Below are 13003 nucleotides of genomic sequence, written 5' to 3'. Positions count from 1 at the left end.
AAAGGGAGAAGGATTTACTTCACGCGCTCCACCATCATTCCCCGCGCGCGCAACATCGCCACGACCGAGTCGGTCCCAACCAGATGCCCCGCCCCGACTGCGATCAACACCCGCCCCGGTCGCGCCATCCGCCGCACAATCGCGTTCGTCCAGCGGCGGTTGCGGTCGATGATCAGCGTCTGCCGGATCGCCGGATCGCGCCGCACCGGATCGAGCGTCGCCGCCAGCGCAGCGGCATCGCCCGCCGCCCACGCCTCGAGGAAAAGCGCATAGCCGCGCGCCGGATCGAGCGCCTCCTGCGCCGCCTGCAGCAGCAGCAAACGTTGCGACGCCTCGGGCAAGCGATCAAACGCCGCGAATTGACCGCCGCGTGTTTCCAGTGCGCCGATCGCGCGCCCGGCAAAGCCTGCGGTCAGCACCGGCTCGACGCCGTCGGCGGCGCTCGCTGCTTCCTGCCGCCCCGCCGCCGCACCGAGCGTCAGCGCTGCGGCCCAGGTTTTCAGACGGTCGAGCGACTCGGGTGCCAGTCCCGCGCTCGCCATACCGCGTTCGAGCAGGCCGCGATCGGCGACGGCGACTCGCGCCCGAATCGGCGGCAATCCGTCGCGCTGCGCCACCGCCAGGAATTCGTCCCGTGCTGCCTCGGCATCGGCAGGCGGGACTTCCAGAATCAGCGTATCCGCCGCAGCGATCGCTTGCGCGATCGCTGGCGTCCGCCACTGCACCCCCGGCGGCAAGGCGTGGATCGATCCGAACAGCCAGATCGTCGTGTCCTTGTCTGCCACGCGCCACAGCGCCGGATGCGCCTCGACCGGATGCGGTTTCCCGCATCCGGTGAGGAGCACCGCCAGCAGCAGCGCCAGCCAGCGGGGTGAAGGCGCGATGCCCGTCAATATTTGACGCGCGTCGCGGTCAAATGATGCTTGCCGAGCTGCACCTGGACGCTGTCCTTGCCGGCCAGATGCCCCGCACCGACCGCGACGAACACCGTCCCCGGCGTCTTCAGCCGGTTGTCGATCCAGTCGGCCCAGCGCGCATTGCGATCGACCAGCAGCACTTTGTAGAGGTTGGGCTGGCTGGTCAGATCCTCGTTCATCAGCGCGCTCAAGCCCTCGGCATCGCCCGCTTTCCATTTGTCGACCATCGCGTTGATCGTCGAATCGAACTTGTCGACGTCCTTTGCCCCGGCCACCAGAAACGCAATCTGATCGGCCTGTGGCAAATCATGGAAATAGCCGAGCTGTTGCTGCAGCGTTTCCAGCCCCGATACCGGCTTGCCCGCCGCCTTGGCCGCCTTGTCGAGCGCGGTTTCGGCACCGTCGCCGGGGGTGAAGCCGGCCTTTTGCAGCGCGATCTGCGCCATCGTGACCGCGGCGAACCACGGTTCGAGGCTGTCGAACTGGTCGATCCCCGCCGCCGGGACACCAAGCTTGGTCAGCGCCGCGACATAGGTCGCGCGATCGGCTTCGGTCAGCTTCTGCCGCAGCGGCGGGCCGTCCGGGTCGATCGCCAGTGGCAGCACGACCTTCTGCGCTTCGGCCGGATCGGGCAGCGGGATTTCGAGCACGAGTTGCCCGCTTTCGTCGAACGCCTTGCGCACCGCCGAATCGAACCAGCTGAGCCGCGGCTTCAGCGCATGGACCGTGCCGAACAGATAGATCGTCGTGTCGGCATCCTTGACCACCCACAGCGCCGGATCGGCCGGGATCGAGGCTTCGGTCGCCGGGGCGGCCGGCGCAGGGGCGGGGGCAGCAGGGGCAGCTTGCGGTGCGCTATTGCCGCCAAGCAACAGGGCCGCGAGGGCGACCGTCATCGTCTTCACATCCATGATACAGGTCCTTTTGCGATTGGTTTGAAGGATCAGCGCATTTTGCGCCAGAAATAGGCAATCATCATCGTGACGAAGACGACGAGATACAGGGTCATCGCGTCGGGCGCGGGCACCAGTCCGCCCTTCCACAGGATCAGCCACACCGGGTAGCCGAGCAGGAAGACGTTGGCACCCATCGTCGCCGCCCAATAATTGTCGAGCCGTTGCAGTTCGTCCATGTTGCGATGGTAGAACACGCTGCCGCCAAGCACCGCGACGACCATCACCGCCGCCGCCAGAATCGCGAACCAGCCAGGCATCGTGCCGCCCGCGCTGATCGGCGCATCGTGTTGCTCGACCAAGGCGGCGGTAAAGCCAACTGCGCCGCCGAGCAAAGCGAGCACGCTGAAATTGAGGATCGTCCGGCGCGATTTCGCGCGGCTTGCGGCTTCGCCGGGGCCGATACCCTTACCGGTCATCGCCGGTTCCAGTCTGATCATCGAAAATCTCCTCGATCCGCAGGTCGAACAGCCGACCCAGCTTGAAGGCGAGCGGGAGCGAGGGATCGTATTTCCCCGTCTCGATCGCGTTGACGGCCTGGCGCGATACGCCTAGCCTTCCACCGAGTTCTGCCTGGCTCCAGTCGCGCTCGGCACGCAGCACTTTCAGGCGGTTCTTCACGGCGTCCACCGCATCACGACCACAGGATCGTGAAGAGTAAGGCAAACGCTGTGAACAAGGACGATCCCAGCACGATCCACTCGTCGCGCTGGCGCGTTCGTTCGGGGCACATCGGTTCTCTCCGTCATGCGACGCTGACCCAATGTCAGCCGTCCATGACTAAATGCCCGTGATTCGCGCGCATGTCAACTACCCCTGACTAAAAGTCAGCGGAGGACGACTTTGGCAGAAGCGAAGCGGTGCGCGTGGTTGACCCCTTCGCGGCACTGCGGCAAAGCCCGCCGCGTGACGCAACCGCTCAGCTTCCAGAACATGATCCTCCGGCTCCACGATTATTGGAGCCGGCATGGCTGCCTGATTCTTCAGCCGCATGACATGGAGATGGGCGCGGGCACGTTTCACCCCGCGACCACGCTGCGCGCGCTCGGCCCCGACAGCTGGAACGCCGCCTTCGTCCAGCCGTGCCGTCGCCCGACTGACGGGCGTTACGGCGAGAATCCCAACCGGCTGCAGCATTATTACCAATATCAGGTGATCCTGAAGCCCAGCCCGCCCGATTTGCAGGAACTCTATCTCGGCAGCCTTGCGGCGATCGGCATCGATCCGCTGCTCCACGACATCCGCTTCGTCGAGGACGATTGGGAATCGCCGACGCTCGGCGCGTGGGGGCTGGGCTGGGAAGTGTGGTGCGACGGCATGGAAGTCACCCAATTCACCTATTTCCAGCAAATGGGCGGCTTCGACATGAAGCCCGTCGCGGGCGAGCTGACCTACGGCTTGGAACGCCTCGCGCTCTATATCCAGAACAAGGACAGCGTGTACGATCTCGCGTTCAACGACGCCGGGGTGACGTACGGGCAGGTGTTCCACGAAAATGAGGTCGAGATGTCGACCTGGAATTTCGAAATCGCCGATACCGACAGCCTGTTCGACCAGTTCCGCAAGCACGTCGCCGAATGCGAGAATTGCCTGGCGGCCAAGCTGCCGATCCCGGCGTACGAACAAGCGATCAAGGCGAGCCACGTCTTCAACTTGCTGCAAGCGCGCGGCGTCATCTCGGTCGCCGAGCGCCAGGCCTATATGGGCCGCGTGCGCGATCTCGCGAAGGGCAGCTGTCAGGCGTGGATGGACCGCAACGGGTGGGCGGCGTGAGCACCTTGAGCGCCGCAAGCAAATCCCTGCTTTCTCCTCCTTCTCTCCGCGTCTCCGCGTCTCCGCGCGAACCAATTTTTCTTTTCACGCGGAGACGCGGAGACGCGGAGAGAAAGAAGAAGGATTTGCGCACACAAAGACACGAAGACACCAAGCAGGAAGCATCGTCTTGCTTCGTGCCTTTGTGTCTTTGTGTGAGATCCCTCTTTCTTGTGCCTGCGGCGCATAAGGCGTTCGCATGACTGACTTCCTCCTCGAACTCCGCTCCGAGGAAATCCCCGCGCGGATGCAGGATCGCGCGCGCGAGGATCTCGCCAAGCTGTTCGCCGCCGAGCTTGCCAAGGCCGGCCTCGTCGCGAGCGAGCTCGTCACTTACGCCACCCCGCGCCGCCTGACGCTGATCGCGCGCGGGCTGCCGACCGAGACCGCCGCCGTTTCCGAAGAAACCAAGGGCCCCAAGGCGAGCGCCCCGCCGCAAGCGCTCGAAGGCTTTCTGCGCAAAACCGGCCTCACGCGCGAGCAACTGGTCGAGCGCGACGGCGTACTCTTCGCGGTTATCGACAAACCCGGCCGCGCCACGGCGCACGTGCTCGCCGAGGCGATCCCCGCGATCATCCGCGCCTTCCCCTGGCCCAAGGCGATGCGCTGGGGTGCCGCGTCCACTACGATGGAATCGCTCCGCTGGGTCCGCCCGTTGCAAGGGATTGTGGCGCTGTTCGGTGACGATGTGGTCCCGTGCGAGGTCGCTGGGATCGTCAGTGGCGCGGCAACGGTCGGCCACCGTTTCCACCATCCCGGCATCATCACGATCGGCAATGCCGACGACTATGTCGAGAAGCTCCGCGCGTGCCACGTCATCGTCGACCAGGCCGAACGCCGCCAGATCATCGCGCTCGGCGCGACGATGGCCGCGCGGAAAGCCGGGCTCGAGCTGGTGCAGGATGAGGGCCTGCTGACCGAAAATGCCGGCCTCACCGAATTTCCGGTTCCGCTGCTCGGCCGCTTCGACGCGGCGTTCCTCGACGTCCCGCCCGAAGTGATCCAGCTCACCGCGCGCGTGAACCAGAAATATTTCGTGTGCCGCGATGCCGACGGCGCGCTGGCAAACGCCTTCGTCTGCACCGCCAATATCGATGCGTCGGATGGCGGCGCGGCGATCATCGAGGGCAACCGCAAGGTGCTCGCCGCGCGGCTGAGCGATGCGAAATTCTTCTACGACACCGATTTGAAGGTGCCGCTGGAGGAGCAGGCCAGGAAGCTCGACCGCATCGTGTTTCATGAAAAGCTCGGCACGGTGGCGGACAAGGTCGACCGGGTGGCGAAACTGGCAAGGTGGCTGGTCGAGGAGGGGATTGTTGCTTCTTCTGCTCCCCTCCCGCTCGCGGGAGGGGCTGGGGGAGGGCATGTCCCACTCGCCAACGCCTCCGATGCGGACAGCCCCTCCCCTAACCCCTCCCGCGAGCGGGAGGGGGAGTTGTCGCGCGCGGATCTTGCGTCGCTCGCCGAACGCGCCGCCCGCCTGTGCAAGGCCGATCTCGTCACCGGCATGGTCGGCGAATTCCCCGAGCTGCAGGGCCTGATGGGCGGCTATTACGCCGCCGCGCAAGGCGAAGACCCAGCCGTCGCCGCCGCAATCCGCGATCACTACAAGCCGGTCGGGCAGGGCGATGATGTGCCCACCGATCCGGTGACGGTGGCGGTGAGTTTGGCGGATAAGCTGGATACTCTTGCCGCGTTCTTTGCAATCGACGAGAGGCCAACCGGATCGAAGGATCCGTTTGCGCTCCGCCGGGCGGCGCTCGGCGTTCTCGCGATTCAGACGAGTTCGCATCTCCGCTACGACATACAGGCTGCATACGAAGCGTGGGGACGCGCCGCCGGAAAAGAATGGCTTTCCATTGCCACGGGCCTTGAGCATCTGCGGTATTTTTTCGCCGACCGCCTGAAAGTCCAGCAACGCGAAGCCGGGGTCCGGCACGATCTGATCGACGCGGTCTTCGCGCTCGGCGGGGAGGACGATCTCGTGCGCCTGCTCGCCCGCGTGCACGCGTTGCAGGCGTTCATCGGCACGGCCGACGGGGCGAATTTGCTCGCCGGGTATAAGCGCGCGGCGAATATTTTGAAGAAGGAGGGGTTTGCTCCTTCTTCCCCTCTCCCATCGGGAGAGGGGCAAGGCGCTTCGGCGCCGCGGGGTGAGGGTGACGCGCAACGCACGCCGGATCACCCTCACCCTTCCGACGCTTCGCGTCTCCCTCCCTCTCCCGAAGGGAGAGGGGATTTATCGCTGTCCTACACGCCCGAACCAGCAGAAGCTGCGCTCGCCAATGCGCTCGATTCGGCCGAACCCGCCGCCGCCGCCGCCATCGGCGCGGAGGACTTCGCCGGTGCGATGGCCGCACTCGCAACGCTGCGGGCGCCGATCGACCAGTTCTTTGAAAGCGTGATCGTCAACGACGCGCACGACGACAAACGCGCCGCGCGCCTCGCCTTGCTTGATCGGGTTCGTGCTGCAGTGCACAATGTCGCCGATTTCTCCAAGATCGAGGGCTGAATGGACATGCGTTTATGCCTAAACTTAGCCTAAACTTCCGATTGCCTCCCCAGCAAGATAACGCCGTTAAAGGGACGACCATGACGCACTACGTATATCGCTTTGGCGGCGGCGTTTCGGATGGGGGCAAGGGTGATCGCAACTTGCTCGGCGGCAAGGGCGCGAACCTTGCGGAGATGGCATCGATCGGCCTGCCGGTGCCGCCGGGCTTCACCATCTCGACCGAATTTTGTGACGTTTACTATCAGGAAGGCCGCGCTTTCCCCGACGGCCTGAAGGCCGAAGTCGCCACCGGCATCGCGCATATCGAAGGCATCACCGGCAAGGTTTTCGGCGACGCAACCGATCCGCTCCTCGTCTCGGTCCGCAGCGGCGCACGCGCGTCGATGCCGGGGATGATGGACACCGTCCTCAACCTCGGCCTCAACGATGCGACGGTCGAGGGCTTGGCGGCCACGAGCGGCGATGCGCGCTTCGCGTGGGACAGCTATCGCCGCTTCATCCAAATGTATTCGGATGTCGTGCTCGAGCTCGATCATGCCGCGTTCGAGGATGCGCTCGAAATCGCCAAGGAGGATAACGGCTATTTCCTCGACACCGATCTGACCGCGCCCGACCTTCAGAAACTCGTCGGCGAGTATAAGAAGCTGGTCGAGGCGCAATGGGGCAAGCCCTTCCCGCAGGACGTGCACGATCAGCTGTGGGGCGCGGTCGGCGCAGTGTTCGGATCGTGGCAGTCGGAGCGCGCGAAAGTCTATCGCCGCCTCAACGATATCCCCGCAAGCTGGGGCACCGCGGTCAATATCCAGGCGATGGTGTTCGGCAATATGGGCGACACCTCGGCAACCGGCGTCGCCTTCACGCGCGATCCGGCGATCGGCACGCGCGCCTATTACGGCGAATTCCTGATCAACGCGCAGGGCGAAGACGTCGTTGCCGGCATCCGCACCCCGCAATACCTCACCACCGCGGCGCGTGAAGCGGCGGGGGCCAAGCCGCTGTCGATGCAAGAAGCGATGCCGGTGGTGTTTGCCGAACTCGCCAAGGTGTTCGACCTGCTCGAAACGCATTACCGCGACATGCAGGACATCGAATTCACCGTGCAGCAGGGCAAGCTGTGGATGCTGCAGACTCGCTCGGGCAAGCGCACCGCCAAGGCCGCGCTCAAGATCGCGGTCGACATGGCGGAGGAAGGCCTCATCACCCGCGACGAGGCGGTCGCGCGTGTCGACCCGCAAGCGCTCGATCAATTGCTCCACCCGACGCTCGATCCCAAGGCAGTGCGTGACGTGCTGACCAAGGGCTTGCCAGCGTCCCCCGGCGCGGCGAGCGGCTTTGCGGTATTCGACAGCGATACCGCCGAAAAGCGCGCGGCGGCGGGGGACTCGGTGATCCTCATCCGCACCGAAACCAGCCCCGAGGATATTCACGGCATGCACGCGGCGCGCGGCATCCTCACCGCGCGCGGCGGAATGACCAGCCATGCGGCGGTGGTCGCGCGCGGCATGGGGCGGCCGTGCGTCTCGGGCGCGGGCAGCATCTCGATCGACGCCAAGGCGGGCGTGATGCGCGTCGCCGGGCGCGAGATCAAGGCGGGCGACATGGTCACGATCGACGGCACCACCGGCGAAGTGATGGCGGGCGAAGTGCCGACCGTGCAGCCCGAAGTGTCGGGCGATTTCGCCGCGCTGATGGTGTGGGCTGACGCCGCGCGCCGCCTCAAGGTCCGTGCCAATGCCGAGACGCCTTTGGACGCCAAGGTCGCGCGCGAATTTGGGGCCGAGGGCATCGGTCTCTGCCGCACCGAACATATGTTCTTCGATGCACAGCGCATTACCAACGTCCGCCAGATGATCCTCGCCGAGGACGAAGCCCTCCGCCGCGTCGCGCTGGAGAAATTGCTGCCCGAACAGCGCAGCGATTTCGTGCAATTGTTCGAAGTGATGGCGGGCCTGCCGGTGACGATCCGCTTGCTCGATCCGCCACTGCACGAATTCCTGCCGCATGAGGAAAGCGAGTTCGCCGATGTCGCGGCGGCCGCCGGAATCGCGGTCGACGTGCTCAAGCGGCGCGCGGCTGAACTGCACGAATTCAACCCGATGCTAGGGCATCGCGGCTGCCGGTTGGGCGTGACCTACCCCGAAATCTACGAGATGCAGGCGCGTGCGATCTTTGAAGCGGCGGTGCTCGTTGCGCAGAAATCGGGCGCTGCGCCGATCCCCGAAGTGATGATCCCGCTGGTCGGCACGCGCCGCGAGCTGGAACTGATGAAGACCGTGGTCGACAAGGCCGCGCAGGCCGTGTTCGCCGACACCGGCACCACGCTCGAATACCTCGTCGGCACGATGATCGAGTTGCCGCGCGCGTGCCTGATGGCAGGCGAGATTGCCGAGATTGGCGAGTTCTTCAGCTTCGGCACCAACGATCTCACGCAGACGACCTTGGGCGTCAGCCGCGACGATGCGTCGCGCTTCCTGACGACCTATGTCGAGCGCGGCATTTACGCGCGCGATCCCTTTGTTAGCCTCGATGTCGAGGGCGTCGGGCAGTTGATCGAAATGGCGGCGGCGCGGGGCAGGGCGACGCGGCCCGACATCAAGCTAGGCATTTGCGGCGAGCATGGCGGCGACCCGGCGAGCATCGCGTTTTGCGAAGGCGCTGGGCTCGATTACGTGTCGGCCTCGCCCTACCGCGTGCCGATCGCGCGGCTCGCGGCGGCGCAGGCCGCGCTCGCGGCGCGTAAGTGAAACCCTGGGCGCGCTACCTGATCGGCGCGGTCACTGGCGTTGCGCTCGGGCTTGGTGGGGCGGTGTATCTCGTCCGCCACGCTGCGCTCGGCAACAATGTCACGATCGGCCCATGGGCGACGGGCCGCAGCTTCGGCTCGGCCAGCGCCGATCCGTACACGCGTGCCATCGTCGCGGTGAAGGGCTTGCTCGCGCTGCCGGCGCAGGAGGCGCGCTATTACACCGCCGCGACCGACAGTGACGGCGCGCCGCTCGACGGGCGTTGCCGCTATTTGATCCTGGGCGGCGAACTGCCCGCGGCGTGGTGGAGCATGACTGCCTACGATCCTGACGGGTATTTGATCCCCAATGGCGCCAACCGTTTCTCGGTCGCGGGCAATGCCTTCCCGAATGGCGGGCGCGGCGGCTGGTCGATCCGGCTTGCTCCGACGCGGCAAGCGGGTGCCTGGTTGCCGAGCGGCGGGATCCCACGCCTTGAATTGACGCTCCGGACCTATTTGCCGACCGACGGCGGCACCGGCAATCCGAGCGTCGACGTCTTGCCGCGGATCCTGCGAGAGGGATGTTAATGGCACGCTGGACCGGACCCGCTTTGCTCGGCCTGCTCGTTGCGGGCGCGACCTGCTATGCCGGGCTCGTCTTCACCCCTGACGTGTTAACGGGTGCCGCGATCCGGCGCGTGTCCGAGGGCGGGTTCGGTCGCTTCAGCCACGTCCCGCTTGCCGATGCAACAAGCCGCCGGATTGTCCGGCCCAGTCCCGATCTCGCTTATTCGTCTTGTCCCTATGATGTGTCGAAGGGGCCGCTGCTGATCGACGCTGTGCCGGTTGCCGCACCCTATTGGTCGCTGTCGATCTTCGATTCGCGCACCGACACGGTGTTCGTCCGTAATGGCGGGCAAGCGCAGGGCAAGACGTTCCGCCTCGCCATCGCGCGGGCCGGTCAATCGATCCCGGCCGGGTATGAAGCCGTTCGCGTGCACGGCGCGCGCGGCATCGCGCTGGTGCGGATCCTCGTCGCCGATCGCGCGACCTTTCCGGCGCTCGATCGCGCCCGCCGCGCGACCGTCTGCCGCGCGGGTTAGGCGACTGGCGCGGGCTCTGCCGCGGCAACGTCCGCTGCGGTCTCATTGCTGCGCCCGGCGCGAAAAAATGCCGCCTGCGCGCGCCATTGGTCGCGCGCAATCGTGCCGACCGGAAGGCCTAATCGTTCTTCCAGCGCCATTTCGTCTTCGGCCGAGAGCATCTCGATATCCTCGAACCGTACCACGCCGAGCCCGAACAGGCGCGTGTTAAGCGCGTCGTCAATGCCGCGGATTCGCGTGAGTTCGTCGCGCGCGCTGCTCGCGAACCAGCCCTTGCTGGGCATTTCGGGTTCAGCGGGGCCGATCGGCGCGGGGGGTGCCTCGGTTGCTGTCGGCGTCATCGGCACCGGCGCGACGGGTTCGAATACCGCATCCTCGACAGTTGGCTCCGATTTTGCGGGCTCTGGTGTTGTGATCGCGACCGCTTCGGCATGTTCCGGCAGCGCGATCACGGCGGCGGCGGTCATGGGTTCTGGGATCGGTTCGATCTCGGGCGGTGCAGCATCGACTTCGGCCATCGGCACCGACTCGACCGGAGCCGGCTCGACGTCGCTCTCGCGTGTCGGTTCGGGTTCGACCACGCTCAGCGCCGGGTGTTCCGCCACGGCGACAACAACCGGAACGGCGACGGCAGCCGCAGCGGCCGCGCGCAACCCGGCAATCGTGCGTTCGGCTTCGGCGTGGTCGGCGCGAATGGCCTCAAGGTCGGCCTGCAGGTCGGACGCGCGCTGGTTCGCGGCGCGGGCGCGATCCTCGGCTTCGGCATGGTATGCGGTGAAGCTGTCGGACTGTTCGCGCACCCGCCGCTTCCATTTCTTGGTGCTCGGCGCGCTGGCATAGCCCAGCAACCAGCCGCCAAGCAGTAGCACGCCCAGCACGATGAACTGTTCCGGTGTTGTGAACAGCATGGCGACATTCCCCGCGGTTTCGTTACGACCGCGATCCTGCCGTTAACCACGCCGTGGGGCAAGCACTTAGAACGGATTAGACGCCGTTCTTGAAGGCATCTGAGATCGAACATGCGGCTGGTCCCAGAATGACGACGAACAGCGTCGGCAGGATGAACAGGATCAGCGGGATCGTCATGATCGCTGGAAGCCGTGCGGCCTTTTCCTCGGCGCGCATCATGCGTTCGTTGCGGAATTCGGCGGAGAGCACGCGCAGTGCCGAAGCGAGCGGCGTACCGTATTTTTCGGTCTGGATCATCGTCGTCACGACGCCTTTGACCGCATCGAGCTTCACGCGCATGGCGAGGTTCTCAAACGCTTGCCGCCGTTCGGACAGGAAGCCCAATTCGATCGCGGTCAGCGTGAATTCGTCGCCAAGCTCGGGATAGGCCTTGCCCAATTCGCGCGCCACGCGGTTGAACGCGGCATCGACGGTGAGTCCCGCTTCGGCACAAATCACCAGCAGATCAAGCGCGTCGGGCAAGCCCTTCTGGATTTCCTTGCTGCGCTTGGTGATCTTGTTGTTGAGATAGAGGTCGGGGGCCTTGTACGACAGGATGAAGTTTACCGCGACCAGGCCATACGCCTTGAACGGTGTCCAATCGGCGAACATTTCGGTCCCGTAGACCAGGTACAGCACGAAAACCCCCCAGGTGAGCGGGATGACGAGCCGTCCGAAAATGACCGCGACGGCATATTCCTTTGACCGGATGCCGGCCTGCATCAACTTGATCTGTGCGGCCTTGACCTGGCTATCCTGTAGCACCTTCATGCCGGACAGCAGCGCCTTGATCCGGTCGGTCGTCTCATTCTTGGTGACGAGCTTGGCGCGGCGCTTGGTCGAAGCGGTGATGCCCGCCTTTAGCTGTTCGCGCCGGTCGTTCAGCGCTTTTACCCGCTTGGTCATCGGGTCGCGTGCGGTGGTCGCCGCGTAAATCGCGAGCAGCACCATGAACGCGGCGACCCCGGCGAGCAGCGTGGCGACGGTGTACACATCGACGCCGAGGATGACGGGTCCGGTGGGGGCGTTGGTCATCGCATCAGATCTCGAAATTGACCATCTTGGCCATGATGAAAGCACCAAGGCCCATCCACAGCAGCCCACAACCACCCGCGACCATCAGCCGCTGATCGATGAAGAAATTCTGCATATAGCTGCCATTGATCATCCAGATCATGCCGAACACAATGAACGGCAGCGATCCGACGATGTACGCCGATGCCTTGGATTCGGAGGACATCGCCTTGATCTTCAACTTCATTTGCCCGCGCATACGCAGCACGGTGGCAAGATTGGCGAGCGTTTCGGCCAGGTTGCCGCCGGTCTCGCGCTGGATTGCGCAAGTGATGACGAAAAATTGAAATTCGGGCGTGCCGAGCCGGTCGGCCGTGTCCTGCAACGCCGCGTCCATCGTGCGGCCGATCTTCATCTTGTCGGTGATCGCCTTGAACTCGACCCCCACCGGCCCGTCAAGCTCGGCCCCGACGACACCGATCGTTTCGGTAATCGGAAGCCCCGAGCGAAGGCCGCGCACCAACAATTCGATGGCGTCGGGAAATTTGGCGGTGAATTTGGCGATCCGGCGCTTGATGAAGAACCCGACGGCCATATGCGGCAATCCGGCACCGATCACGACGCCGACCAGCAATCCCAACAGGATCGGTAACCCGGCAAAGGCCAGCAGCAGCGTGACGACCGTGACGATGCCGAGCGTCGCCATGCCGTATTGGCCAACGGTCCAAGGCTTCCCCGTCATCGCAAGGCGCTTTTTCAGCAGCGCTGGGCGTGGCAGGAAGCGCATCGCCGCCGCGTCCATCTTGTTGCTGCGCGCCGCCGCGATCCGCCGCATCTGTGCATCGACCAGCGCATTTGCCGATTCGTTGTGGCGCGCACGCACCGCACTCAATCGACGCGTGCTCGCGCGTGCAGCGGATGGACCGCTGAACGCGAAGGCCATCAGTGCCAGCACGATCAACGCGCCCACACCCAGCGAAAGGACAGGGATCAGTTCCACAGGCGTATCTGGCGCT

12 protein-coding genes are annotated in these 13003 nt (G+C 65.0%); 5 read left to right on the top strand and 7 right to left on the bottom strand.

Features of this window, described 5'->3' with window-relative positions; genetic code table 11:
- Positions 1-14: 14 nt before the first annotated feature.
- From IEV62_RS04340 to IEV62_RS04325, 4 genes are read right to left on the bottom strand one after another with little or no spacing between them, the layout of a single operon-like run.
- Positions 15-893 (bottom strand): TraB/GumN family protein, encoded by an 879-nt coding sequence (locus tag IEV62_RS04340; RefSeq protein ID WP_229732816.1) that lies wholly within the window; start codon positions 891-893, stop codon positions 15-17.
- On the bottom strand, positions 890-1828 hold the full coding sequence (locus IEV62_RS04335; protein ID WP_188445641.1) for a TraB/GumN family protein: 939 nt from the start codon (positions 1826-1828) through the stop codon (positions 890-892). Before IEV62_RS04335 ends, IEV62_RS04340 begins: the two co-directional genes overlap by 4 nt.
- 32 nt (positions 1829-1860) lie before the next feature.
- Positions 1861-2310 (bottom strand): hypothetical protein, encoded by a 450-nt coding sequence (locus IEV62_RS04330; RefSeq protein WP_188445640.1) that lies wholly within the window; start codon positions 2308-2310, stop codon positions 1861-1863.
- A complete protein-coding gene (locus IEV62_RS04325) occupies positions 2279-2491 on the bottom strand; it encodes a helix-turn-helix transcriptional regulator (RefSeq protein WP_188445639.1) in 213 nt (70 codons plus the stop codon). The genes IEV62_RS04330 and IEV62_RS04325 overlap by 32 nt, the downstream gene beginning before the upstream one ends.
- A 312-nt stretch (positions 2492-2803) precedes the next feature.
- On the opposite strand from IEV62_RS04325, the gene IEV62_RS04320 reads away from it, so the two are divergent.
- The 5 genes from IEV62_RS04320 to IEV62_RS04300 all read left to right on the top strand — a co-directional run bounded on the left by IEV62_RS04320 (position 2804) and on the right by IEV62_RS04300 (position 10025).
- The gene (locus tag IEV62_RS04320) at positions 2804-3643 is read left to right on the top strand and encodes a glycine--tRNA ligase subunit alpha (protein WP_188445802.1); all 840 of its coding nucleotides are present in this window, start codon (positions 2804-2806) and stop codon (positions 3641-3643) included.
- 238 nt (positions 3644-3881) lie between these two features.
- Entirely contained in the window at positions 3882-6194 is a 2313-nt protein-coding gene (gene glyS, locus IEV62_RS04315; protein ID WP_188445638.1) for a glycine--tRNA ligase subunit beta, read from the top strand.
- 80 nt (positions 6195-6274) lie between these two features.
- Positions 6275-8941, top strand: coding sequence for a pyruvate, phosphate dikinase (gene ppdK, locus IEV62_RS04310; RefSeq protein WP_188445637.1), 2667 nt, complete (start codon positions 6275-6277; stop codon positions 8939-8941).
- Positions 8938-9510, top strand: a complete 573-nt coding sequence (locus IEV62_RS04305; protein ID WP_188445636.1) for a DUF1214 domain-containing protein — start codon at positions 8938-8940, stop codon at positions 9508-9510. The genes ppdK and IEV62_RS04305 overlap by 4 nt, the downstream gene beginning before the upstream one ends.
- Positions 9510-10025, top strand: a complete 516-nt coding sequence (locus IEV62_RS04300; RefSeq protein WP_188445635.1) for a DUF1254 domain-containing protein — start codon at positions 9510-9512, stop codon at positions 10023-10025. The genes IEV62_RS04305 and IEV62_RS04300 overlap by 1 nt, the downstream gene beginning before the upstream one ends.
- Here IEV62_RS04300 and IEV62_RS18190 read toward each other — a convergent pair.
- The 3 genes from IEV62_RS18190 to IEV62_RS04285 form a co-directional block, all read right to left on the bottom strand.
- Entirely contained in the window at positions 10022-10933 is a 912-nt protein-coding gene (locus IEV62_RS18190) for a helix-hairpin-helix domain-containing protein (protein WP_229732815.1), read from the bottom strand. The two genes, IEV62_RS04300 and IEV62_RS18190, sit on opposite strands and share 4 nt — an antisense overlap.
- Positions 10934-11009: 76 nt before the next feature.
- Positions 11010-12008 (bottom strand): type II secretion system F family protein, encoded by a 999-nt coding sequence (locus tag IEV62_RS04290; RefSeq protein ID WP_188445634.1) that lies wholly within the window; start codon positions 12006-12008, stop codon positions 11010-11012.
- Positions 12009-12012: 4 nt separating this feature from the next.
- Positions 12013-12987, bottom strand: a complete 975-nt coding sequence (locus tag IEV62_RS04285; RefSeq protein WP_188445633.1) for a type II secretion system F family protein — start codon at positions 12985-12987, stop codon at positions 12013-12015.
- Positions 12988-13003: the final 16 nt, after the last annotated feature.

Source organism: Sphingomonas psychrolutea, from assembly GCF_014636175.1.
Lineage (GTDB): Bacteria > Pseudomonadota > Alphaproteobacteria > Sphingomonadales > Sphingomonadaceae > Sphingomonas > Sphingomonas psychrolutea.
Note: the sequence above shows the minus strand (reverse complement) of the source record. Positions and strands in the feature narration are given on the sequence as shown.